The sequence below is a fragment of the Porphyromonas sp. C0041D3 genome (assembly GCF_056590575.1).
Genome location: NZ_JBWPWJ010000007.1, coordinates 25650 through 50623 on the forward strand (window position 1 = coordinate 25650; position 24974 = coordinate 50623).

Consider the following 24974-nt stretch of genomic DNA (forward strand, 5'->3'; position numbering starts at 1 on the left):
AGACTAACGCAACATCAGTCGCACCAGCCGGAGATCCCGCTCAATATTTCGACCATAACGGACCGGCAGATCCAGCCAGGTAGCCTTGTGGAGGATGCTCTTCCGGTGAGAGAAGGTCTCGAAGGAGAAGCGCCCATGGTAGCCGCCCATACCGCTCTCCCCCACTCCCCCGAAGGGCATCTGAGACGAGGCGAGGTGCATAATCGTGTCATTGACGCAGCCCCCACCGAAGGGTATGCGGGAGATCACCTCTCGCTCCACCCTCCGATCCTCGGTAAAGAGGTAAAGTGCCAGGGGACGGGGTCGATCGGTCACCTCACGGATCACCTCATCGAGACTATCGTAGATCAGAATAGGGAAGATGGGACCGAAGATCTCCTCCCCCATCGCAGCGCAGTCCCAGTCACCCCGCACGATGCAGGGGGCGATCCTGAGGGTCTCCTCCGACACTGCCCCACCCCACAGGACATCAGACGCAGTGATCATATCGCAGAGGCGGTCAAACTTCTTGCGATTGATGATCCGCGGATAGTTCGGGTTAAGCTCCGCATGCTCACCCACCTGCATGACAAAAGCGCGCTTCAGGGCGCTGATGAAGGGCTCCACGACCGACCGATGGACCAGCGCATAGTCCGGAGCGACACAGGTCTGACCGCTATTGAGGCACTTCCCCCAGGCGATGCGCCGAGCCGCAAGGTCCAGCTTAGCTGTCGGATCGATGATGCAGGGGCTCTTCCCGCCCAGCTCCAGCGAGACGGGCGTCAGGTGAGCCGCCGCCTTCTCCATCACCACCCGCCCCACACGAGTTGATCCGGTGAAGAAGATGTAGTCAAAGCGGGCATCCAGCAGGTCCTGATTGACATACCGGTCGCCCTCCACCACCGTGATATACTCGGGAGGAAAGGTCTCTCGGATGAGTCGGCTGAGCAGCCGGGAGGTATTTATGGAGTAATTGGAGGGCTTAAGAACCACCGTATTCCCTGCCGCGATAGCACCGGCGAGAGGCGAGATACTCAGCTGGAAGGGGTAATTCCACGGACTCATCACCAGCACGTTGCCATACGGCTCCGGGACGATCCTACTCCGCCCGGGGAGATTGGATAGGTCGGTGCAGACCCTCTTCGGGCGCATCATCCGGGGGAGGTGGCGTCGTAGGTAGCTGATCTCGCTCAGGGCGAAACCGACCTCCGTGGTATAAGCCTCGAAGCGGTTCTTCCCCAGATCCGCCTGCAGCGCAGCTTCAATCTCCGACTCACTCATCCGTATCACGTGATACAAGCGGTCCAGCATCTCACAGCGAAAGCGGCAGGGCAGGGTCACTCCCGACCGGAAGTACTCCCTCTGCTTTGCCACCAGTTCCTCAGTCTTAGTCATATCGTTCCACTCTAGTTTTTCCCCCAAATGTACCCTTTTTTCCCACAAGAGCCCCACCGGATCCTACAAGAGAAGACCGAGAATGCAACCTGTGGAGACAGCCTGAGGATCAGCACAAAGTCTCCCCCAGCTATCGGTCATCTCTATTACCGGTAATAGTTCACACCCTTACGCTTCAAAAAAAATTACTCAGGAGAGCGCGCGTTAATTAATTTTTTCGTACTTTTGGCGTTTCATTTAATTTGGCAAGAAAAAATTCATCTCCAAACGCATTAGTCCTATGACAGCAACTAATAGACTACTCCTTACAGCAACGATTCTACTCCTTACAGGATGTGCTCCCCGGACAGAGACCGACCTGGTCCTCCGTGGAAGTGTAGAGGATAACCTGCCCGTATCGTCGATCATCCTGGGTCGGGTCCTTGACCAGCAGTACGACTACATCGAGCCGATAGATACTCTGTCAGTCTCTACGGACGGAGGCTTCGAGATGCGATCCGACACGCTTCCGCCGGCACTCTATGCACTAGTACCGATGACAGACGAGAGCTATAATAATACTATTCTCTACGCCTTCTTGGAGCCCGGTGTCAATAAGGTCACCGTGGGGGTCAGTCCCTCTCGTTTCCTTACCATCCACGCAGAGGGGACGGACCTTGCCGAGCGCTATCAGACCTATGCCGATGGTATGAGTAGAGCAGCCAACAGGCAGCTGATGGATTCGCTGGAGAACGAATTTAATCGCGTCCGTAACCTTGACGATGACGAGACGATGCGGCAGATCAAGGAGAAGACCGACCCCTACTTCTACAAGAGTGAGGAGGATCGTCAGGCCTACATCGACAGCGTGATGAGCAGCGAACAGCCGACCGATCTCTTCGGGCTCTACCTTTTCTACACCAATCGCCTACCACGTCTCTCTCTGAATACGATCGATGAGATCAATTCGGTCCGTGAGGAGCTGGGACACTTCGACCCTGCCACGCAGGAGAGCGACATGTACCGCAATGCCGTCGCCATGCTGGATCATTCCTCTCAGAGTGCAGTTGGCGTCGAGGCTCCTGAGATCTCGGGCACCACGCCGGAGGGAGATAGGATCACGCTGAGCGACCTCAGGGGGAAGTTTGTCCTGGTCGACTTTTGGAGCAGCACCTGCACCTGGTGCCGTGCAGAGACCCCCAGCGTGAGACGAGTCTATGAGACCTTTGCAGGGGATCACTTCACCGTACTCGGGGTGTCAGAGGATGTGGAGCGCGAGCCGTGGCTCCATGCGATACAGGAGGACAAGGTCAACTGGCCGCAGATCCTCCTCGACAGAGAGGCGATCAGCCCCACGAATAAAGTCTATAACATCCGCGGCATACCTCAGATCCTGCTCCTCGATCCGGAGGGGAAGATACTCCACCGTGATCTCCGAGGAGATGCCATATACGATACCGTCGAGGCAGCCCTACAGTTCACTCACTAAGCCACAGATATCCTTTTATGAAGTACCTACACAGCACGTTACTGACTGCGCTCCTACTGCTCCTGGCCCTGCCTCTTCCGAGTGCAGTCGCAGAGGAGATAGCTGGAGAGCAAGCCGAAGGATACAAGGTGACCGGTCTCGTCACAGATCAGACCGACCAGCCACTCCCCGGTGTGACCATCATCGCTAAGGAGGATCACAAGATCGCCTGCTACAGCGATGTCAATGGAGCCTTTACCCTCCACATCCCCTACTCGCGCCCTCTGACACTCCAGATCTCATACATCGGTATGGTCGCCCAGGAGGTCACTGTGTCCCCCTCCAATACTTCCGTGAAGGTCCGACTCAAGGATGACGTCGAGCTGCTCGGTGAAGTGGTGGTCACCGGCTACCAGACGCTCTCCAAGGAGCGCGCGACGGGATCCTTCTCCGTCATAGAGCCGAAGGCACTGCAAGAGAAGCTGGACGTCAACCTGATCGACCGTCTCAATGGTCAAGTGGCAGGACTGGTGAGTACGGACAAGGGACTGACCCTCCGCGGTATCTCCACCCTCAGAGGGAATACCCGACCCCTTATCGTGGTGGATGGAATGCCCTACGAGGGAGACCTATCTGCGATCAATCCCTCCACGGTCAAGAACATCACCGTGCTGAAGGATGCTGCAGCCTCCTCCATCTACGGTGCTCGTGCGGCGAATGGTGTGATCGTCATCTCGACCAAGCAGGGAAGTAAGGAGTCGAAGCCCACCTTCGCCTACAATGGCTCGGTACGCTTCGTCACCAAGCCGCGGATGAGTGCGCTCAATCTGATGGACACGAGAGAGATGGTAGAGCATTCACTCCAAGTCCAAGAGAAGTTCCCTCTCCAAGCTGTTCCACCTGCGGACTCCAAATACTACACCTCTCCACTCCTCCTCTCGATCCTAAGATATCGTAATGGGGTGCTCTCTGCAGATCAGCTAAGGAGCAAGATGGATCACCTCGCATCTTTGGACAATAGGAGCCAGCTAGAGGACTTCTACCTCCGCACCGGTGTCGAGCACCAGCACAACCTGGCGCTGTCGGGTGGCTCGTCGAACAACCGATATATGATCACCGCTAATTATGTGGGCAATAATCCGACGAACAAGTTTTCCTCCTCTCGTCGCTACGGCTTCACCATGCGCGATGACATCACGCTTTCGGATCGCTTCACCATCGACCTCGGTCTGACCGGATCCTACAGCGACAGTAGAGAGGACATCGGCGTAGGGAGCTTCTACAGATACTACCGCTCCCTACCCTCCTACACAATGCTCTCAGACGATCAGGGAAATCCACTCCCCATACCTGGTCGGCGCTCTGAGGCAGAGCTGAAGCGACTCGTCGACGCAGGACTATACGATCTCCATTACTCCCCTCTCCGCAATGAGGGGCTGGAGCTCTCTACAACTCACAACAGCTACTACAGGATCAATGCCGGGCTGACAGTCGACCTACTCTCCGGACTCAATCTCTCGCTCCGCTACTCGGGAGATTTCAGTCAGGACAAGAACGAGAAAACCTATGACCCTAAGTCCTATGAGGCAATGTCTCAGATCGTAAATGCTGCGACGAGGGATGCGACAACAGGTGAGATCATCTATAATATCCCCAAGGGCGGCAAGATAATCCAGGTGAGAGGAGATGGGCGCGCCTATACGCTCCGCGGGCAGCTTGACTATACCCTCGAGCAGGGGGATCACTACCTCACCGCTCTCGCAGGATCGGAGATCCGAGCCCTTAAGGAGATGAGCACCTCCGTGAGTCACTTCGGATTTGATCCAAACACCCTCGGATTTATACCAGTAGATCCCAATACGCTAGCAAATATTGAGGGGACATTTGATATCAACAACAATTATACCTACGACTACTTACTGGAGAATTACCTTTTCGAGCGCGAGGACCGCTTTGTCTCCTTCTACGGCAATACCTCCTACTCCTTTGCAGGGAAGTATGACCTGACGGGAAGCATCCGCGTGGATCAGTCCAATCTCTTTGGAACCGACCCGCGCAACCAGTACCGTCCGCTCTGGTCAGTCGGTGGTATGTGGCACCTCTCCAAGGAGGACTTTATGCAACCGTCATCAGACTGGCTCGACAACCTGGTTCTCCGGCTCACCTACGGTATCGGTGGTAATGTTCCTAAGGATGCAGGTCCCTTCCTGACGCTATCGTCACCGGTCTATAACCCCACAAACAAGGGGCAAGCATCACAGATAAATAATCCACCGAACCCCAACCTGAGATGGGAGAAAACTGCGACAACCAATATCGGTCTTGACTTCGGACTCTTCCGCAATCGACTCTGGGGAAGTATCGACTTCTACAACCGCTACACCACGGATCTGATGGCGGAACGAACGGCAGATCCGACACTCGGCTGGGGCAAGCTCTTACTCAATTACGGAACAATGGAGAATAGAGGGGTGGAGCTGTCTCTCTCGGGGGCTTTCCATTTTGGCGAAGTCTCCTATACACCTACACTCGTCCTAGGTGTAAATAACAATAAGCTGATCAATGTAGAGGAGTCCAATCGCAACACCTTTGCCTACACCCAAGGAAGTGCGATCACTGTGGGCTACCCTTACCTCTCTATCTTCAGCTACCCCTCTGCAGGTCTTAGTCCTAAGGATGGCACGCCTCTCTACTACCACACCAACCCAAAGACAGGAGAGAGGGAGGTGACTGACAATGTCTCCGATATCACCATGGACGATCTTGTCTTCTCTGGAAATAAGATCCCCACTCGCACCGGGTCACTTACCAACCGCATCGAGTGGAGAGGTCTTGCACTCTCACTTATGCTCTACTACAGCGGTGGCAACGTCCTACGTGCCGTTACCGCACCCTATAATGGTGGATCCTCTGGATCCAACCTCCCTAGAGAATATCTCCACTACTGGCAGAAGCCCGAGGATGAAGCAGATCCTACCATATCACCTGCAATCACTGGACGTGAGATAACAGATCAGGCCGTCACCCACGCATGGAGTGCCTCCGACCTACATATCTTCCCAGGGGATTACCTCAAGGTGCGTGATCTCACCCTCTCCTACTCAATACCCAAAGACAGGTTGGAGACCCTTGGTCTCTCTACTATGGAGCTAATGTTACAGCTACAAAATCTCGGGACCATCTCTTTCAACCGTCGGGGATACAACGCCGAGACGATGAGCACCTACTGGTATGGGTGGGGGATGCGTGGTATTCCCCAGCCACTGACTATCTCCCTCGGAACAACGATCAACTTCTAAAGCACTCGTACCTAAGCCATGAAAGCAAAAGATCATATCCTCCTCAGTCTAGTCCTTATACTCCTCGGATGTAGTGCCTGCACGGGCTTCCTCAGCATACGTCCTAAGGACGCTCTCTACCCAAAGACACTCGCCGATTACGAGAACTTGCTGAACCACCCTTATCTAATGAAGACAGGGTGTACTTTTCCCTCCTTCCTAACCGACGATGCGTACGTATTAGACGAGCCGGAGCCATTCTACACCGCCAATTATTTACTTGGTTTGGAGCCCTCCAATAAGGCCCTATATACATTTGCTCACGGAGATGTTTTCTCTGATGCTGCCGAGGACGAGTATTGGGTATACAGTTACAAGAATATCGACTACTACAATACGGTGATCGACTTTGTCCCCGACGCCACAGAAGCAACAGCGGAAGAGAAAGCTCGTGTCGTAGCAGAGGCGAAGGCAGGACGAGCCCTAGAGTACCTCTGCCTCGTCAATTGCTACGCCCCACAGTATGACCCGGCAACCGCAACGGTGGAGCAAAGCGGGGTGCCACTTATCCTACATGCCGACATCACACAAAGAGATCTCAAGCGTGCTACTCTCAAGGAGTGCTACGACCTAATCTTGAGTGATCTCACGGAGTCCCTACCTCACCTGTCCGAGGTAGCAAAGCCCTCTAAGTACCGTATGTCTCGAGGAGGTTGCGCCGGGATCCTCGCCCGCACCTTCCTAATCCTCGGGGAGTATGACAAGGCTCTCTCCTATGCTAAGCAAGCGTTGAAGTCCAATGATGCGCTATTGGATCTCAAGAGCATCTCAGTCGTAGACCCATATACCTATATAGGGCGGACAAATATGCCCAAGTCCCTTGAGGATCCAGAAGCGATATTGATTCGACATGCCCCCTCTGTATTTGGCAACTCTATGGAGCTACTCGGCTCATCAGATCTGATGAAAAACTTCGATGAGGCAAAGGACAAGCGATGCTTGGTATACTTCGTGGACAACGTCTTTGGAGAACCTTTTGAGCCGAACACTCTACGGCAATACTACTCTTGGTACGAGGAGAATATAGGCATCTCTTCGTCCGAGATGTATCTCACGGCAGCGGAGTGCGAGGCTCGCATCGGCTCAGTCGATCGCGCCATGGAGTTGCTCAATAAGCTGCGCGCCAATCGCATCGAGGGCTATGAACCGATGACTGCGGCGGGGATGGATCGGGAGAAAGTGCTTGATGAGGTGCTTCTGGAGCGGAGACGAGAGTTTGCGCTCCGAGGAATGTTCCGCTTCATCGATCTCCGACGCTTCGCGAAGGACCCCAAGCGAGCAGTCACCGTAACTCACAATACCGGTGATGGTCAGACCGAGTCAATCACGGCAGATGATCCTCGCTTTACGTTGCCTATCCCGCAGGTGGTCCTGAGGATCAATCCCAATATGAAGCAGAATAAACGATAGTATCACTACCGACCTCGCTTAAGGTCCTGGCGGGACTTGCTCTGCGTCACGATGACGACGCCGAGGATCACCAGCACACCCGCAACCATCTTGGTGACCGTAAAGGTCTCCAGTCCCATCAGCAATCCGGCCGTCGTAGCGATGACCGGATTGCCGTAGTTATAGACGGCAATGACGGTGGGACGAAGGCGCTGCTGGGCGTAGGGTACCATCAGATAAGCAAGCACTGTAGCGGCGAGGACGATGAAACCGAGTTGGAAGTAAAAGGTGCCGTCCATCTCCCTCCACGGCATCTCCATGGCGGGACCGATGCTGAAGGGCAGCACGATCAGGAAGGAGATGAGGAAGAGCCACTTCATCAGCTCCAGCGGAGAGTACTTATCGATCAGCCGCTTGAAAACAGTCAGGTAAAGGGTGTAGCTAAAGGTGGCGAGCAGAGCAATCAACTGCCCTACGATCGCACGAGTACCACTGCCGGCATCACCGCCCTTGGTGAGCATCAAGAGCAGCACCCCACTCAGTCCGACAAGGACACCGAGGACCTTCTTCCACGTCACCGGCTCCTTGAGGAAGAGTGCAGCCAGCAGCATGGTAAAGATCGGCCCCATCGTCGTCATCAGCGACTGCCGCAGTGGGGTGGTCATGGAGATGGCAAAGGCGAAGAGTCCTTGATTACCCAGTACGCCCGTGAGAGATGCCCCGATGAGGAGCCAAGCATCCCGAACCTCCACACGACGACCTGTAGGCACCACGAGAGAGGCGAGCCAAAAGAGGATGCACGCTGTCCCAAAGCGGCACGCCATATGGAGCCACGGCGACAGAGTCCCGTCGATGAGGAGGGCATTGGAGAAGGGTCCATTGAGCCCAAAGGCTATGGTCGCCACCAGCATCGCCAGGTGACCCCTGACTTTATCCTGCTTCATAAGGCTATTTCTTGTCGAGGAGTCGAGAGAGAGCCACCTCCCAGCCGGCGTAGTAGGCTCGGGTGACCGGATCCGTTGTCTGAGAGGCACGGAGGCGGTACGCCGAGCGGATCCGGGCAAGCGCAACACGTATATAAGGGGCCACTTCCTCACTCTTGACAGATGGGGTCAGCGTATTATGTCGAGCTGCAGAGCTCTCCCACGGGAGAGAGTCTGCCCACGAGAGCTCTACAGCGGAGATTTGAACTCCACCAAAGTGATCCGAGGACTCGACGTAGCCGGTCAGCATCTCTATCGCAGTGCGCTGGAGGCTCTGCTCCGAGCGACTCAGTGCGCGACCACCTCCCCCCTCGCGGAGCAGTTCATCCACATAGTCACTGAGGTACGCCTCGATGGTATAGTCGGAGCCACCCTTGGGAGCCTCACTGCCATCGATGATCCCCTTCAGCCGATAGCCTGTGGTGAGGTCACTGAGGACAAGGGAGAAGAAGAAGGGCTCACTCTTGTAGGGGTTGTAGCTATTGGAGCTATCGAAGCGCTGTGCTAGGTAGGGCGTGAAGAGCCACTCCCTCATCCCTCTCAGCTGACCGAAGGTCCACCGCAGCGCTTCCTGCTGACGCTCTTTAGGAATATAGGTGAGCGGCATCCGCCCCTCTCCCTGACGCTCATCGTAGTAGATCCGCCCACCCACTATAGGCGTGACGTGACGGAGGTAGCGAAGCATCTGCTCGATGATCGCGTCATAGACCGCCCTAAGGTCCTCAGAGGACTTGCCGGGCTCCCCGAGCCACTCCTCGAAGTGTTGAGTGATGTACCTCAGGTTCTTCACCCCGAGCATATTGGCAGCGATCTGATCACCGGAGAGATCCTCCGTCTGAGCCGTGGGATCGACAGTCATATCCTGCTGCGGACCATACATATACTTTCGATCCCCGGAATGCCTCTTGATGAGCGCAGCGAGAGCTTTCGCCTCACTCTCCTGAGGATAGCGGCGATAGCCCCACTCGATGGCATAGGTGTCATAGGGGCCGAGGAGCGGAGGCACCAAGCGCACGCCTCGCTCCAAGTCTCCGGGCTGTGCGACATAATTGAAGCGCGCGTAGTCCATAATCGATGGTGTGGTACCATACTTTTGGGTAAAAGCGGGATCTCTCAGCTGCTCCACGGAGTAAGCTGAGGAGGCGCCCATATTATGCTCCAGCCCCAGCGTATGCCCCACCTCGTGAGCCGCCACATACCTCATCGCCTCGCACATCAGGCTGTCCGGTAGCTTATCCGCACGCACCCGAGGGTCTACGGCACCGGTCTGGACCAGCCGCCAGTAGTAGAGCAGAGAGGTGATATTGTGATACCAGATCACATCCGCACAGAGGATCTCCCCACTCCGCGGATCGACATAGGAGGGGCCCATCGCATTGGCGACATGGGAGGTGGCATACTTGATGCACGAGAAGCGCAGATCATCGGGATCAAAGTCCGGCATCTCCTCCTTCGTAGGGTACATCCTGGCACGGATAGCATTGCTGAAGCCTGCAGCCCGGAAGGCGCTCTCCCAGTCGCATATGCCGTCCAGGATAGCCTGACGCCACTTGGGCGGGAAAGCGGAGTCGACGTAGAAGGTGATCGGCTCCACCGGATCGACCACCTCACCACGAGCATAAGCGATACTGTCCGACGGCTCCAGCCTCCAGCGGTGGATGATCTCATACTGCTCAATACGATCCTTATCGGAGGAGTAGTGGCTCCTGCCTGAGGAGAAGTACCCGACCCTGCTGTCTGCACGACGGGATCTCATCGGGCGATCAGGCAGTAGAACCATCGATCGATGGATCTCAAGCGTGGTGAAGTGTCTGCCACCCCCATACGCAGCGACACTCTTCACCTCCACATTCCGCTCAAAGGCGCGCACCCCGGTAATGTACGATCCCCCGCTCACAGATCCACCGAGAGGTGGCGAAAGTGGATCCTCGCTCTCAAAGAGGGACTCCCCATCGAGGAATAGCGACGTCACATCGATCACCCTTGAGTGATCCGTCTTCGCCACCACATCAAAGACCCTTGCCACAGGGGCAGCGAAATTGCGATCAAAAGAAACCTTGATCGGATCCTCCTCATCCACATAGTGGGTCGTGGGAACCATTTTCATCTGGATCTCATCCTTCCCCTTCGCCTCCAGTTGGGCAATGAAAGGAGTGATCATCATCTGTCCCGCCACCGCAGCTGTGGGGTCCGACGTGCGAGAGATGCGGCTGGTGAAGAGGAGAGGACGACCCAGCAGGCTGTCAGGCACCTCGAAATAGAGGTCCCCATCCTTCTCTATCGTCACGACCAGCCCGGAGTCCACCCTTGCCTCACTCACTAAGTCATCGTAGGCCTGCTCCTCCTTACTCTTCGTCACTTGTGGCTGTTTCTCAGCCTCTTCCTTAGCCTTCTGCCGCTTACTCTTCAGCCACTCCCTCACCGGTCGGCAGGAAGTGTCCGCCGTCTGTGCCGTCACCTCCCCCACCATTGGCATCATCGCCAAGCAGGCCAACAACAGCCTACACAATATCTGTCCCATATCATTTCTCATCTCAAGGTCACAAAGTTACCAATTAACCGCTGTAACCCGATTGACCAGCAGAAATGGTGATAAAATGTCAAAAGACTTGGCAGTGAATGGCAATAGTCTTAAATTTGCCCCGAGGGTGACTCGGTCGGATGCCTTTTTCGACTCACCCCAAGACCCACTTCAGCGAGACACTATGATCGAAAGAAACTATCCTGCGGACTTTAACGCTCTGAACGCATCTCCAATGGATGACAAAATACTCTTTGACCCTGCAAGCCACGAGTACACCTATGCGGACACAGGCGAGAAGCTCCACTCGGTAACCAATCTCATCTCCTCTTTTTTCCCTCCCTTCAACGTCCGCTCCTGGGCTGAGTATAAGTCTCGCACTCTCGGGACGACAGTCCAGGAGCAGCTGGATCTGTGGGAGCACAATGGGCTACTTGCGCGTCACCTCGGGACCTTTATGCACGAGCAGATCGAGCGGAGCCTTCTCAAGCAGCCGGTGGAGCACTCCTTTGATATCACGCTGGACGACAAGAGTAAGCAGCACCTCTCGATCGAGAGCGAGATGAGAGCCTTTGAGCAGTTCTTCGATGAGGTTCGCCCCACCCCCTACCGCACCGAGTGGCAGATCTTCGAGCGGGACTACAATCTCGCCGGGACCCTTGACCTGCTGGCTCAGGACTACAATGGCGACTTCGTCCTCTTCGACTGGAAGCGGAGCCGCAGGATGGGCAAGGAGGATGGCTACGACTTTGTGCCCAATACCTACAACCCCCACTCACCCGGACTCAATGGGCTGGAGCACCTCTACAGCACGCCCTACGTGATCGGCTGCCTGCAGCAAAACCTCTACCGACACATTCTCCGAGTGGGATATGGCATCGAGGTGAAGAGTATGTACCTGGTGGCGCTTAATCCCGCCTTCTCCCGGTACTACTGCCTCCCCGTGCCGGTCATGGACAAGGAGATCGAGCATATCCTCTTCTGTATCGGCAAGCACTAACCGGCCTCCCCTCATATAGCATCACCCGCCCCTCTGGATTGAGGAGCGGGTGATGCTTGCTTATGGGTCCCTCCGAGGTAGAGGTCTCAGAAGTCGGTGTGCCTCCGACGCTTTACAGGATGGGTCAGCTTCCAGACGTACTGTCCGAGACGAAGGACAATAGCGACACCACCGACGATGAAGAACCATGTCTTATCCTGCGGTATGGCGAAGTAGAGGACGACAGCTCCCACTGCGAGGAGCATAAAGAGGGCGGTCAGAGTATTGTAGATTTTTCCCATATCGTATGTTACAAGAAGTGGGACAGTGCGCTATAGACCTCAGCTGTAGGCAGTCCCATCACATTAGTATATGATCCATTGATCCGCTCGACAGCGGCGAGTCCGATCCAGTCCTGGATGCCGTAGCCCCCCGCCTTATCCATCACGTGGCAGTGGCTGATGTAGTAGGTGATCGCCTCCTCGGTCAGCGGGGCAAAGGAGACCTCCGTCTCCACACTCCGCTCTACGACCTGAGTGCCGTCGGTAAGCACGATACCGGTAATGACGCGGTGTGATCGACCGGAGAGGCGACGGAGGTGGTCACGCGCATCCTCCTCTGAGACCGGCTTATCCAGTATCTCATCATCCAGCAGCACGACAGTGTCTGCCGTAAGCAGGAGGTCACCCGCTGACAGTCCGGGGCGAAGGGCATCGGACTTACGTCGGGCTAGGAAGAGAGCCATATCCTGAGGAGCTACCTCCTCCGGGTGGGGCTCATCGATATTGGCAGGGCGGATCTCCAGATCCTCGATGCCCAAGCGCTCCAGTAACTCTCTTCGCCTCGGAGAGGCCGACCCAAGTATCAGGTGTCTCATAGGGTATGAGGGGGGGGTCAAAAGGTGGGTAAGTCCGTGACGATGCCCCACTCTCCCCGAGCGCGTAGCATCTCCTCCAGCACCTCACGCGCCACGCCCTGACCACCGGCGACGGCACAGACGTGATCTGCCACCATCAGTACATCCTCTGCAGCATCGGCGGGAGCCACGCTGTAGCCTGCCAGTCGCATCGCAGGTATGTCGATCAGGTCATCACCGCAGTAGATCACCTCCGACGGCTCTATCTGAGCGGTCTGGCAGAGCTCCATCAGCTTCTCCGCCTTACGGTGGCACCGCTCGTAGATGTATTTCACGCCTATGGGCTCAAAGCGGTTTCGGATCTCATCGCCGTGTCCCCCGGTGATGATGCCAAGGACGATACCGGCCCGAGCGGCCAGTCTCATCGCATAGCCGTCGTGGACATTGGTTGTGCGGATCAGCTCACCCCGATCATTCATCGCCACGGTCCTCCCCGAGAGGACCCCATCGATATCAAAGACCACAGCCCTGTAGCCGGATAGGTCTTGGGAAAATCTGCTCATGATTTCTCTGCTCGCTCTTGGATAGATTGGGTCATCAGTTGATAGATTGCGGTCAGGCGCGGATCATCCCTCAGGAGAGCCTTATGCCTCTGTAGGGTAGACTTATCGTGGCGCACAGCGGGACCGGTCTGCAGTGCCACCGGATCGTCTGCCGTCAGCGCCTTGGAGATCGTCTCCTCGATGAGTGGACGCATATCGCTAAGCGATAGTGGGGTCCCCCGGAGGAGATCCTGCGCCACCACCAGCAGGTGATTGACAAAGTTGCAGCCAAAGCAGGCCGCCAGGTGGAGCCTACCGCGCTCCTCGGAGGTCACGTGACGCACATCCGCGCTCCCGAGAGCATCCGCAAGGGTCCTGAGGCGACCCTCAGCCTCAGCATCGCTCCACTCCAGGAGAAGGGGGACACGAGACATATCCAGCGTCCTCGACGTAGAGAACGTCTGGAGCGGGTAGAGGACCCCATACGAGCGCAGTCCGGAGAGCACGCTCATGGGCGTGCTTCCCGAGGTGTGGGCCACCGTAGCTGGTAGGTCGGGCGGGAGGCTCTCTACCACCTCTGCGAGTCCATCATCACTCACACAGAGGAGGAGGAGCTCCACGGAGGGATCTCCCTGCAGCAGGTGAGCAAAGAGAGCCCTATCAGAGGTGCTCTCCGCCCCTACCTGTGATGCCAGCTCGTCAGCATGCTCCGGAGAGCGGCTCCATACCGCTCGGCAGCGCCATCCTGCCCGAGTAAGCGAGGGCGCGAGATGAGAAGCGACATTGCCGCTCCCCATGATCGCAAAGGTATGGCTATCTCGAGACGTCGCCACGGCAGTCACTCCTCTGCCTCATCGGTCGAGTAACGCCCGACAAAGACATGCTCCCACGGCAGGGAGCGCTCCACCGGCTCCAGCTGATCGGCATCCTCAGGGACACCGAGGGCGATGAGACAGTGGCAGAGGTAGGACTCCGGCAGATCCAGCAGCCTATGGACAGTCTCCTGAGCCGTCTCATCGACAGCCCCGGGAGTATCCTCCACGTGGCACCAGCAGCTACCGAGGTCATTGGAGGTGGCAGCCAGCTGTAGGTAAGAGGCCGCTATCGCTGTATCAGCGAGCGGGCGACGCGTCTCGGCCGTATCCGCACAAACAGCGATCACCACGGAGGCACCGGCCACGAAGGCGGAGCCATGCTCCCTTATGCCACTCAGTGAGCGGATCGTCTCGGGATCATCTACGACGATGAGCCGTACACTGCGACTATTCCGCGACGTAGGCGCCCGGAGGGCACACTCCACGATATCAGTCAGGAGATCAGGATCGATCTCCTCAGCGCGGTACTTACGTATGCTCCGGCGGCGCTGTGTCAATTGACTAAAGTACGACATATCAGGTATGTGTAAAAAAAAGAATCGAGCCCGCCGACACCCCCTCTTCGTGAGCTCCGGCAGCCTCGATCGATAAAAGTATGCGGAGAGTTACTTAGCCTCCTTGATCTCAGGCTGCTCGAAGTCGATGAAGCAGAGCCCGGCGAGAGCCGTGCCATACCGCTTCTCGATGGTGATGCCCTCAGTGACAAAATTGAGCTCACCGAGGAAGTACTGCGAGTAGGTCTTGTCGTGCAGATCGGTGATCACACGAGTGAGACGGCTCTCCAGCTCCTCGATCAGGTAGCGACCACTCACCTCGCAGACGAGACCGCCCACCTTGTTGTCAAAATTCTCATCGCTGTACATCCACGAGTAAACGACGCCTGCGGAGACAAACTCGTCCTGCGTCCCGTGCGAAACAGCCATGATCGTCTTCATCTCGGACCCAAAGGGAGGCAGGTCGATCTCATCCATCGTGGTAAGAACCGCCGTGGCCGGGATTACGGAAGAGTAGGTCATGATATTGAAGTCACAGATACCGGCGTCATGCAGAGCCATATGATAAGACCCCGCATGCATCTCAAGGTCTGACTCCCCACTCCCCTTGGTGATGAAGAAGGTGCGAGGTATAAGGTTACCAACGAGCTTACTCATGTCTTTCTTTACTATCCTAATAATTCTTGTTGCCAAACGTAGTCTACGAGCCATACCGGCTCAAGCCACAACAAAGGTACTATTTTGTACCGTCTTCCCACAGCCACCACCCTGCTCTGCAGGTAGTGGCAGGTGGTGGCGGATGCAGTCTATCTCCAGCGTGAGCCGGTGCTCTGGCGGCACCGCCCGCTCTATCCAGGAGCCTCCCATCTGGGCCGATAGGATGAGGTAAGAGGGGTAAGAAAACTGCTCCTCGCCCTCCACTCCTACCTACCCACTCCCTCATTCTCTATCCCCCTCTCAGCACACCGAAAACAATGTGAATTAGCCCTCCCCACTCAGCAGCCGAGGTCAGTCCTCTACTCAGGTCAGTGCAATTATTCCTCGCTGTCAGGTCATTGTGGGAGTAGTTGGTGCCGAGGTCTTGAGCCAAAAGAGTCCTAAGGTCTCGCTTTTTACATTGGGTTGGCGTGCCTTTGAGAAACGCCTGAGGTCAGTGTGCTCCGGTCTGTCTCATCTGAGGTTTTTCTTTTACCGATATTAGGCGCGACTAATACCGGTAAAGGAGATCACTAATATCGGTATTAGACTTCAATGCTGTCCCATAAAAGTCTGTCCGGGGGATGAAGAAAGGGCTGACTTCATTTCTGAAGTCAGTCCATTGTGGTACCACAACCAAGAGTACACACCCTGCCGGACAGCACTAGTAATAGGTAGAGATGTGGAGATACCCACCACCCCTGGCGGGTCACCGATAGATCAGAGAGACAGCACGGCATCCCAGCGAGCTTCGCCGTATAATAGGCAGATTAGCAGCTACTTTGGGACACAGCAGGCGACTCGGGGAAAAAATTTGTGCGCTACAATGTGGGTCATATCAATAAACTTTGCTACTTTTGTCAGTGAGGTGCCACGTGCTGGCCTCTCGGACGTTTTCTTTTAGACATAAAACAACCACAATATTTCATCTTATGAAAAATCTCTTCAAGATCCTTCTTGTCGCAGCAGTGCTGGCTCTTGCCTACGTGTGCTACGCCAGGGTAGAGACCCCGATCCGCTTCAAGAACACGAAGACTCAGCGTGAGCTCCGCATCATCGAGCGTCTCAAGGACGTCCGCACGGCTCAGGTGGCTTACAAGTCATCCAATGGTCATCACACGCCCTCCTTTGACGAGCTGATCAATTGGCTCCAGAATGGTCAGGTGAAGACCGTGCGTCGTCAGCTGGAGCTCAGCGAGAAGCAGCTCGAGGATGGTATGACCGAGCAGGATGCACTTGCTATCGTCGCTCAGGCCAAGAAGACCGGTGACTGGACGAAGGCCAAGGAGCAGAGACTGGTCAGGAATATCAATGGCGAGACCGTAGTCTTCTCCCGTGACACCGTGATCGCTCCGGCGCTGACTACCGTATTTGGTGAGCGTCAGGTAGACCTCAGCACCTTCGGCAAGATCCCCAATACCGGTGAGTACTTCCAGATGGACACCGCCTCGATCATCACCGGTCCGGAGGGTCATCAGTATGCGATCAACGTCTTCCAGGCGAGCGCACCTTTTGCCGCTTACCTCGGTGACCTCGATGCAACGGAGCTGAATAACGCAGTGGACCGCCAGACGAAGATGGGGAAGTATCCCGGCATGAAGGTCGGCTCACTGACTGAGATCAATAATAACGCAGGTAACTGGGAGTAATCCACGAGGACTGAGTACCTATAGACCCAGCTACTTACTGAATGAATCTGAGAGCCGATCTGTACCGGTACCGACCGTGTGAGATCGGCTCTCTTGCCTACTATCCCACCCTATGGATCAGATCAGAGACCGACACACCGGTCGTGACCTAACAGAGTCAGACATCAAGCGGAGCTCACTCCTCATTACCCTTAGCGATAATGGGCTCGAGGGGGTGATCGCTGAGAGTGGCGATCGTCCTCTGATCCTGAGCCACATCCTCGTACGAGGCAAGGAGGCGGCAGAGGACTTCCTCCGCCGGAGGGAGCTTGCTCGCCCCTTTGGCTCCTCCACTCTCTACATCGATGAGGGAGGGAGCTACACGCTGGTGCCGAGAGACTTCACCAGCGGAGGCGTGTCACCCCGGCACTGGCTTGCTGATCTCCCTGAGGGACACTGCCTGCAGAGTACCACGATCAGTGATCTGGGGATAGACCTGATCTTTACCACCACGGAGGAGACATTTGACGAGTGCCAGAGCGCTCTGCAGAGCCCGTCCTACGCTCATCCCGTCGCGGCTCTTGCACTCGCAGGGGCGACCTACAGCCGTCGGCGCTACCCGCGGACCCTCCTGGCACTGGTCTCAGAGGGGCATACGGATCTCTGCTACTGCGAGTCGGGGCGCCTTCGCCTCGCTAATCGCTACACCATAGCTGACCGCGTGGATCTACTCTACTACATTACGTCAGTGTGGGAGCACTTCCGCCTCGACAAGGAGCAGGATCACCTCCTGATCTTTGGGGAGGAGTCAGACGAGATAGACTCCGCCACACAACTCTTGAGAGATGCGGTGGCCAACGTGAGGGTCAATGACTATGGATCCCTCTGCGCCCACCCCGAGGAGCTGGCAGACATCCACTCCCCGATCATCCGTCTCGCTCTGATATGCGCATAATAAGCGGGAAATACGGTCGCCGACGCTTTGAGGTGCCTCGCACCTTTAAGGCTCGCCCCACAACCGATATGGCGAAGGAGAATTTATTTAACATCCTTGCCAACTACGTCGACTGGGAGGAGAGCGATGCGCTTGACCTCTTTGCCGGCACCGGCAGCCTCGGCTTCGAGATGCTCTCGAGAGGAGCTCGTAGCGTGACCGCGATCGAGCGCGATGAGGCGCATGCCGCCTTTATCCGCCAGACGGCAGAGACACTGGGCGACCCGGGGTATAAGGTCATACACTACGACGTACTCAAGTGGCTCAGACGACTTGCCGTCAAGGAGCCATCGGAGGTGCCGAGCTATCAGGTCATCGTAGCGGATCCGCCCTACGACTTAGCGCAGCTACCGGACTTGCCCCAGCTGATCCGGGAGGCGCACATCCTCACCGAGGGAGGACTCTATGTACAGGAGCATCCCAAGGAAGTGGACTTCAGCGACGATCCCGACTTTATCGAGATGCGCCACTATGGAGCGGTTCACTTCTCCTTTTTTAGACCTAATAATTCACCTCATTAATACATTTCACTAACTCAAAAAAGAAAGAACATTATGGGACTCATTTATTCACTTATCATCGGTCTCGTCGCCGGTCTGCTCGCTTCCTGGATCATGCCCGGAGGCGCCAAGGGGATCATCTGGAATACGATCCTCGGTCTCATCGGAGGTGTCGTCGGAGGTTGGGTTTTCAGCCTCATTGGCGTCGCTGAGGGGAGTGGCTTCTGGGGACAGCTCGTCGTAGCTGTCATCGGTGCGATCATCCTCATCGCTATCTACAACGCTATCGCTAAGCGCAAGAGATAAGCAGTCCACTACTGCACTTTACATCAGAGAGCCCTCCTCTCTTCATCAGCCGATGGAGGAGGAGGGCTCCTCTATCATCACTCATCTCCTCACACAGTTCACCATGGCAAAGCCCTTCCTCCAGCAGATTGCTGAGCACTTCCACAGCCTAACCTCGCAACCCAGCGACACTCCACTGCATCAATTCCGCTTCATCTTTCACAATCAGAGAGCGGGGATCTTCCTCTGCCACTATCTGGAGCAGTGCCCTAATGCGAGACCGCTACTGCTGCCGGAGTGTTCTACGATGAATAGCCTCATCAAGCGTAGGCTGCACCTCTCCGGGGGGGAGGATCCCAATAACGAACTGCTGGTGATCCACAAGATCTACCTCGCCTACCTCGAGGTGATGGGACTCAGACCGGAGGAGCGCTCCTTTGAGGACTTTTACGACCTGGGGCAGGCTCTGCTCCGTGACTTTGACGACATCGACAAGCATCTCATCAAGGTCAGCAGCTTCTTAGAGAACCTGCGCAACCACAAGGTGCTCACTGAGGAGCTCTCCACCTTCCTCTCCCGCCGGCAGTGGAGTGCGGTCAGCAAGCTGATCTACGACAAGGACGCCGACTGGAGCGAGATCGAGGCGGAAACGGCGACCGAGGAGAAGGAGACGAAGAAGTCGGAGGAGATGAAGAAGAGGTTCCTCGACTTCTGGATCAAGCTTCCCAGGATCTACAGACGTGCCAAGAGCCTGATGAAGAAGGAGGGGCTCGCCTACGAAGGGATGATGCTCCGGGAGGCGGTCCGGCAGATCAAGAAGGGGAAGCTCAGTCTCACCGACGACGGGATGATCACCGTCTTTGTGGGACTCAATGCTCAGACGCCCGCCATGTACAGGATCCTCGACCACTTCAGAGACTCCGGTAAGGCAATCTTCTACTGGGACTATTTCACCGACCCTATCGTGAAGTCTCCCGGACTGGCCGGCTCCTTTGTCGAGCGCAATACCTCGGAGTACCCCACTCCGACCGAAGGGGCCTATCACATCGACTTTGAGGTCCCAGATCAGGCACACGAGCTCCACACCGCCCTCATCTCTACCGCCTCAGCAGTCGCCCAGACCGGAGCGATCCGCAATCTGATAGAGGGCAACAACCAAGAGGACGGCTGGAAAAAGATCGTGCAGCCACTGAGCAAGTCGGACGAGAGCGCCCCACTCTATGACCCGCACGAACCACTGCGGACGGCGATCGTCCTTCCCGATGAGAGTCTCCTCCTACCACTCCTGAGCAATATGCCGAAGGAGATCGACAAGATCAATGTCACCATGGGCTACCCCATAAAGGGCATCCCCGTCGCTGCAATGCTGAGCCTGCTGCTGAAGTACTGGAGCAACTACTACACGCAGGGGCAACGGTACCGCCTCACTGAGGTATGCGAGATCCTCATGCTGACCGCCCTCTCCAAGTTTTTCTCCGATAAGAAGATGGTAGAAGCACGCCGACAGCTGATGGATCAGCTGATCGACGAGAAGAGGTACTTCATCGGCACCCGCGAACTTCGGGACCTGATCACAAAGCACTTCCGTGATGAGAATCGCACGCAGGATATACTACTGACTATTTTCAGCGAACCAGAGACTCTCACCGCTGACAAGGTTTGCTATCCCGAGGGCGCTGTGCTGACGGAGCAGGTGGACCACCTCCTCGAGCTTCTCGTCACGGAGAGCGCATCGACAGAGGAGGATGAGGATCCCGAGCAGGGGATGATCAAGTACATCCGTCGATACCTCATCCGGCCACAGCTCACCTCTCAGAGGGCCTACCATAAGCGCCACGCCGAGAGCAGTCCGAGCCCCTTCTCCTTCCCCGTAGTGGTGGATCTCCTCCGCACCACGATCTCTCAGGCGAGGATCCCCTTCAGCGGCATGCCTCTGGGAGGCGTACAGGTGATGGGGCTGTTAGAGACACGCGGGCTTGACTTCGACACTGTCATCATCCCCGATGCAGCTGAGGGCATCCTCCCCACTGCCACCCGGCTCGATACGACCATCCCATTCTCTCTCCGGACAGCGTACCACCTCCCGACGACCGATCTGCAGGAGCAGACAAGAGCCTACAATTTCTTCCGCCTTATGTCGCGTGCCAAGCGCGTCGTCTTCCTCTACGACTCACGCACCGGAGACTCTTCCGTGGGAGAGCCGTCACGCTACGTGCAGCTCCTCAGGGACGTCTACCACGTGCCTATGTACGAGGCGGAGGCCTCTTTTCCCCTCACCAGAGCAGAGACTGGCGGCAACCTCATTGAGGACAAGACGCTGGTCAGTCGGTACAGGGATAGCGTAAGCGCCAAAAGGCCTACAGAGAAGGTAAAGCGCCTCTCGGCCTCACGGATGAAGGACTTCCACACCTGCCCGAGACGCTTCTACTACACCGCCATCGAGGGGATAAGGGACGATGAAAACCTGTCCGGTGTCCTCGACAAGAGAGACAGCGGCACCCTCTTCCACACCGCGATGCAATTGCTCTATAAGGAGAAGGAGGGAATTACGGATGGTCTCTCGCTTATTAGTCTCACTGAAATCCTGAATAGCAATGCGATAGACGAGGCTGTAGACGAAAGCGCCAAGGAACTCCACCTCAAGTTTCAGGCGAGTGACTACAACGACAACCAGGTTGAGATGACAAAGATCCTTGTCGAGCGGATGGTGAAGGCGGATCTCGAGCGGGTCGAGACAGGCGGTCCCATCACCTATGTCGGTGGGGAGATAGAGATAGAGACCACTTATGAGGATGCAAACTTCAAGCTCATCATCGACCGCATAGACGTGCAGGGTGACACCGTCAATGTCATCGACTACAAGACCGGGGCGGACAGCACTGAGTGCGATCTATCCAAGTGGCCTACAGACGCTAAAAAGCTGGTCGAGTGCCTCAAGCAGGCTAAGAAAATCAATGGCGCAGTCATCCAGCTCCTATACTACTGCGACGTGATACTCACGTCGGGCGAGCTCAACCGGTTCTTGTCAGATAAAAACCTTAACATCCGCCCGATGATCCTCAAGCCCGGTGCGCCCGACATTAATGATGGCATCATCACACTGAAGCTTCCCAAGGGAAAAGATCCGAACCCGGTCGTGATCAGCGACTACCGGACAAATGTGGACTCAAGCGTAAAGGAGTGGCTGCGAGAGGCGGTGAGACTGATCCTCGACGATGACTTCAGCTTTGCCGTAGAGGCCGGCGATGCGAGTGGCTGTAACTACTGCCCCGCCTCCATGCTGTGTGAGAAGTATATCCCTAAAAAATGGTAATCCCACCCATGACCGATCTACAAGTCATCATCAATCCCTCCGGCATCAGCTACGCTGACTCCTACCATCAGCAGCGAGAGCTCTTCGACCAAGCGATCGAGGCAAAGCATCGCGGTGAAGTGCCGAGACAGTATCTGATCTTCAACGAGCACAAGCCGGTCATCACCCTTGGGCTTAATGCTAAGGAGGAGAGTCTCCTCTACCCCAAGGAGCAGATCCGCCGGGCAGGTATCGACCTCGTCCGGACCAATCGCGGTGGCGACGCCACATACCATGGTCCGGGGCAGTGGACCGTCTACCCTATCCTCGACCTCGAGCAGCTCCACCTCGGCGTCAGGCGCTACGTCGCTGCTCTCGAGGAGGTGGCATGCACCGTACTTCGTCGGTATGGTCTCGCCGGTGAGCTGATGGACGACGCACCCGGCGTCTGGCTGCATACAGACAGCTACCCCCGCAAGGTCTGTGCCCTTGGCGTGCGCGCCAGCCGCTTCGTCACTATGCACGGGATCGCCTTCAACGTCAATACCCACGAGGATGCCTACCACTGGATCAACCCCTGTGGCTTCAGCGATCGAGGCGTCACCAGTCTGGCTCGTGAGCTGGGGCACGAGGTCCCTATGGAGGAGGCAAAAGCGGCTCTGCTGGACGCCTTCCACGAGGTCTTCTCCTTTGAGTAAATAGTAGTGCAAAAGCGCTGAGGTCCCTCCACAAGAGCGGAGAGACCTCAGCGCTTTTGGTTTTGAGCTAAAAGCTTAGTGGGACTTGTGACAGAGACAGTCGTTGCCACGCCCATGGTGGCAGGTTTCGTCGTGATGGTGACCACAGCACTCCTCATCGTCAGAGCCACAGCAGCATCCACCATGGAGGAGCTGCTCGAAGCGCTTGAGCTCCTGATCCGTGGCGGGGTGAGCCTCCTGTACGTGGCCGACAAAGTGGAGCGTCTTGCCGGAGAGCGGGTGATTGAAGTCCATCCTCACTTTATCATCCGTGATGTCGAGCACCAGTCCATTGACAGTCTGACCATCAGCGGTACGCATAGGGACGTAGCGCCCCACCTGTACAAAGCCGCTATCGAAGTTTCCCTCCGGATCTTGGAAGATGGACTTGTTGAGATCCATCAGGAGCTGCTCCTGGAAGGGACCATAGGCAGCCTCAGGCTCGAGTGTGAAGTCAAAGGCATCCCCATCATCGAGGCCGCTTAGCTCTTTCTCAAAGTCAGGCAGCAGGATCCCGAGACCATGGACATAGTCCATAGGGCGATCCTCCGTCGTCTCCTCGACAAATGTCTCAGAGCCATCAGGAGCGACCTCGGTGAGCTTATACTGTACGCGGACGTAGGACTTATCGTTTATCTTCATTGGTTTGTTGATTTTGCGCCTGACTTATGCGTCAGCCACGTGATTAAGTTAAGCAAAATGTAAAGCATCATCGCCCAGGCGATCCCCTCAATGCCGCAGAGGATCAGCGCCACAATTGCAGCAATGACGACGATGATCAGACCGATATTGGCTCGCCAGCCCTTGGAGAGCTGCTTCAGTCCAAAGAAAGGTACCTCGCACACCAGCAGCCAGGCATCCACGACCATAAAGAGGACAAAGAGGGTCTGGGAGAGCGGTGTGGGGGCGATGCTCTGCCCCTCGAAGAAGAGCGCCAGCGGAGCCAGCATCACAGCGTTGCCGGTGGTGGCAAGGCCGATGAAGGAGGTGGTCTGACGAGGGTCGTTATTGAACTTCGCCAGACGGTAGATCGAGGCGGGCACGACCAGCAGCGGTGCCCAGCAGGCGACACCCCAGCCCAGCTCTCGGAGCACCAGCGTCAGCAAGATCGCCGGCGCGGCACCGAAGGAGATGACATCAGAGAGGGAGTCGAGGTCGCCCCCTATGTCCGACGTGGCGTGGAGCAGTCGCGCGGTCATCCCGTCGAGCACGTCTGCGATCAGGCTCACGGCTATGCAGCAGAGCGCCGCCTGGAGCGAGACCGTGAGGTACATCACGATGGAGAGCGCCCCGAAGAGCCCGTTGGAGAGCGTGAGGAGGTTGGGGAGGTATTTATAGATCGGCTTTGCCATAGATTCTATTTACTTACACGACGTGCGCGGAGGCAGCTCCGCCAGTATGGTGACGTTGCCGGTGACCGGTTCGTCAAGGTCCACGAGGGGCTTGCTCCCGAGAGGGAGGAAGATGTCGACGCGGGAGCCGAGCTTGATAAAGCCCAGCTGATCATCGATCTCACACCTCTCCCCCTCCCTGAGATAGGTCTCTATGCGACGCGCCATCGCCCCAGCGATCTGGCGAACCACTATGTGGTGTCCCTCGGGAGTGACAATCTCGACGGTGGAGCGCTCGTTCTCCGTACTGCTCTTGGGGACATAGGCGGCGTAGACATTGCCCCGGTGGTGACGCACATAGGTCACCTCGCCCGCTACCGGCACCCACTGAGCATGAACGTTGAAGAGGGACATAAAGGTGGAGATCATCAGGCACTTACCGCCCAATACCTCCGGCTCATCCACTTCCTCAATCGCCACGATGTGCCCATCCGCCGAGGCGAGCACCAGCCCATCCGTCGGCTTACCATGGATGCGATGTGGGGAGCGGTAAAAATTAAAGGCGATACCCAGCAGCACCACACTCACCACGACAGCGAGCCAAAAGGGCCACCGCTGCTCCACGACTAAGTAGACGTAGAGACAGAGGAAGCCGAGGAATATCCCCGCAGAGACTAAGAAGGTCGAGCCCTCGTGGTGGATCTTCATCCTGC

The 24974-nt window shown here is 56.4% G+C and carries 23 protein-coding genes; 10 read left to right on the forward strand and 13 right to left on the reverse strand.

All coding sequences use genetic code 11. The features are described 5' to 3' along the window. Positions 1-3: 3 nt before the first annotated feature. Entirely contained in the window at positions 4-1374 is a 1371-nt protein-coding gene (locus tag AC1EKE_RS06220) for an aldehyde dehydrogenase (protein WP_480308699.1), read from the reverse strand. 280 nt (positions 1375-1654) lie between these two features. Here AC1EKE_RS06220 and AC1EKE_RS06225 point away from each other — a divergent pair, with 280 nt between their 5' ends. The 3 genes from AC1EKE_RS06225 to AC1EKE_RS06235 are packed head-to-tail and all read left to right on the forward strand — an operon-like array spanning position 1655 to position 7569. Further along, complete coding sequence (locus tag AC1EKE_RS06225; protein WP_480308700.1) at positions 1655-2842, forward strand: TlpA family protein disulfide reductase; 1188 nt, start codon at positions 1655-1657, stop codon at positions 2840-2842. 17 nt (positions 2843-2859) lie between these two features. After that, on the forward strand, positions 2860-6120 hold the full coding sequence (locus tag AC1EKE_RS06230) for a SusC/RagA family TonB-linked outer membrane protein (RefSeq protein WP_480308701.1): 3261 nt from the start codon (positions 2860-2862) through the stop codon (positions 6118-6120). A gap of 18 nt (positions 6121-6138) precedes the next feature. Further along, complete coding sequence (locus AC1EKE_RS06235) at positions 6139-7569, forward strand: RagB/SusD family nutrient uptake outer membrane protein (protein ID WP_480308702.1); 1431 nt, start codon at positions 6139-6141, stop codon at positions 7567-7569. A gap of 5 nt (positions 7570-7574) precedes the next feature. Here AC1EKE_RS06235 and AC1EKE_RS06240 read toward each other — a convergent pair whose 3' ends face one another. Together AC1EKE_RS06240 and AC1EKE_RS06245 are read right to left on the reverse strand one after the other, a co-directional pair. Beyond that, positions 7575-8492, reverse strand: coding sequence for a DMT family transporter (locus tag AC1EKE_RS06240; RefSeq protein WP_480308703.1), 918 nt, complete (start codon positions 8490-8492; stop codon positions 7575-7577). A 4-nt stretch (positions 8493-8496) separates the two neighbouring features. Continuing rightward, the gene (locus tag AC1EKE_RS06245; RefSeq protein ID WP_480308704.1) at positions 8497-11052 is read right to left on the reverse strand and encodes a zinc-dependent metalloprotease; all 2556 of its coding nucleotides are present in this window, start codon (positions 11050-11052) and stop codon (positions 8497-8499) included. Between the two features lie 235 nt (positions 11053-11287). On the opposite strand from AC1EKE_RS06245, the gene AC1EKE_RS06250 reads away from it, so the two are divergent. Further along, the gene (locus AC1EKE_RS06250) at positions 11288-12052 is read left to right on the forward strand and encodes a hypothetical protein (RefSeq protein WP_480308705.1); all 765 of its coding nucleotides are present in this window, start codon (positions 11288-11290) and stop codon (positions 12050-12052) included. 86 nt (positions 12053-12138) lie between these two features. Here the strand turns inward: AC1EKE_RS06250 and AC1EKE_RS06255 are convergent, their stop codons facing one another. The 7 genes from AC1EKE_RS06255 to AC1EKE_RS06285 all read right to left on the reverse strand — a co-directional run bounded on the left by AC1EKE_RS06255 (position 12139) and on the right by AC1EKE_RS06285 (position 15719). Continuing rightward, complete coding sequence (locus AC1EKE_RS06255; protein ID WP_480308706.1) at positions 12139-12333, reverse strand: hypothetical protein; 195 nt, start codon at positions 12331-12333, stop codon at positions 12139-12141. Positions 12334-12341: 8 nt separating this feature from the next. Beyond that, on the reverse strand, positions 12342-12908 hold the full coding sequence (locus AC1EKE_RS06260) for a Maf family protein (protein ID WP_480308707.1): 567 nt from the start codon (positions 12906-12908) through the stop codon (positions 12342-12344). A 17-nt stretch (positions 12909-12925) separates the two neighbouring features. Further along, positions 12926-13450, reverse strand: a complete 525-nt coding sequence (locus tag AC1EKE_RS06265) for a KdsC family phosphatase (RefSeq protein WP_296159168.1) — start codon at positions 13448-13450, stop codon at positions 12926-12928. Continuing rightward, complete coding sequence (locus AC1EKE_RS06270) at positions 13447-14262, reverse strand: Rossmann-like and DUF2520 domain-containing protein (protein ID WP_480308708.1); 816 nt, start codon at positions 14260-14262, stop codon at positions 13447-13449. The genes AC1EKE_RS06265 and AC1EKE_RS06270 overlap by 4 nt, the downstream gene beginning before the upstream one ends. Positions 14263-14267: 5 nt before the next feature. Continuing rightward, positions 14268-14819, reverse strand: coding sequence for a nitroreductase family protein (locus AC1EKE_RS06275; RefSeq protein WP_297127399.1), 552 nt, complete (start codon positions 14817-14819; stop codon positions 14268-14270). A gap of 90 nt (positions 14820-14909) precedes the next feature. Continuing rightward, positions 14910-15455: a pyruvoyl-dependent arginine decarboxylase gene (locus AC1EKE_RS06280; RefSeq protein ID WP_297127402.1), complete on the reverse strand. Its 546-nt coding sequence runs from the start codon at positions 15453-15455 to the stop codon at positions 14910-14912. Positions 15456-15515: 60 nt separating this feature from the next. Further along, a complete protein-coding gene (locus AC1EKE_RS06285; RefSeq protein ID WP_480308709.1) occupies positions 15516-15719 on the reverse strand; it encodes a hypothetical protein in 204 nt (67 codons plus the stop codon). A 707-nt stretch (positions 15720-16426) separates the two neighbouring features. On the opposite strand from AC1EKE_RS06285, the gene AC1EKE_RS06290 reads away from it, so the two are divergent. The 6 genes from AC1EKE_RS06290 (at position 16427) to lipB (ending at position 22891) form a co-directional block, all read left to right on the forward strand. Then, positions 16427-17143: a hypothetical protein gene (locus AC1EKE_RS06290; RefSeq protein ID WP_296160756.1), complete on the forward strand. Its 717-nt coding sequence runs from the start codon at positions 16427-16429 to the stop codon at positions 17141-17143. A 112-nt stretch (positions 17144-17255) separates the two neighbouring features. Further along, a complete protein-coding gene (locus AC1EKE_RS06295; RefSeq protein WP_480308710.1) occupies positions 17256-18077 on the forward strand; it encodes a DUF3822 family protein in 822 nt (273 codons plus the stop codon). Beyond that, entirely contained in the window at positions 18068-18637 is a 570-nt protein-coding gene (locus AC1EKE_RS06300) for an RsmD family RNA methyltransferase (protein WP_480308711.1), read from the forward strand. The genes AC1EKE_RS06295 and AC1EKE_RS06300 overlap by 10 nt, the downstream gene beginning before the upstream one ends. Before the next feature lie 33 nt (positions 18638-18670). Continuing rightward, on the forward strand, positions 18671-18922 hold the full coding sequence (locus AC1EKE_RS06305; RefSeq protein ID WP_480308712.1) for a GlsB/YeaQ/YmgE family stress response membrane protein: 252 nt from the start codon (positions 18671-18673) through the stop codon (positions 18920-18922). 52 nt (positions 18923-18974) lie between these two features. Beyond that, entirely contained in the window at positions 18975-22214 is a 3240-nt protein-coding gene (locus AC1EKE_RS06310) for a PD-(D/E)XK nuclease family protein (protein WP_480308713.1), read from the forward strand. Positions 22215-22222: 8 nt separating this feature from the next. After that, complete coding sequence (gene lipB, locus AC1EKE_RS06315) at positions 22223-22891, forward strand: lipoyl(octanoyl) transferase LipB (RefSeq protein ID WP_480308714.1); 669 nt, start codon at positions 22223-22225, stop codon at positions 22889-22891. A 75-nt stretch (positions 22892-22966) separates the two neighbouring features. Here the strand turns inward: lipB and AC1EKE_RS06320 are convergent, their stop codons facing one another. Genes AC1EKE_RS06320 through AC1EKE_RS06330 form a run of 3 tightly spaced genes read right to left on the reverse strand, consistent with a single transcriptional unit; the run spans position 22967 to position 24969 of the window. Then, positions 22967-23572, reverse strand: a complete 606-nt coding sequence (locus tag AC1EKE_RS06320; RefSeq protein ID WP_297127419.1) for an FKBP-type peptidyl-prolyl cis-trans isomerase — start codon at positions 23570-23572, stop codon at positions 22967-22969. After that, a complete protein-coding gene (locus AC1EKE_RS06325) occupies positions 23569-24282 on the reverse strand; it encodes a CDP-alcohol phosphatidyltransferase family protein (protein ID WP_480308715.1) in 714 nt (237 codons plus the stop codon). Before AC1EKE_RS06325 ends, AC1EKE_RS06320 begins: the two co-directional genes overlap by 4 nt. A 9-nt stretch (positions 24283-24291) precedes the next feature. Beyond that, on the reverse strand, positions 24292-24969 hold the full coding sequence (locus tag AC1EKE_RS06330; protein WP_480308716.1) for a phosphatidylserine decarboxylase family protein: 678 nt from the start codon (positions 24967-24969) through the stop codon (positions 24292-24294). Positions 24970-24974 lie beyond the last annotated feature (5 nt).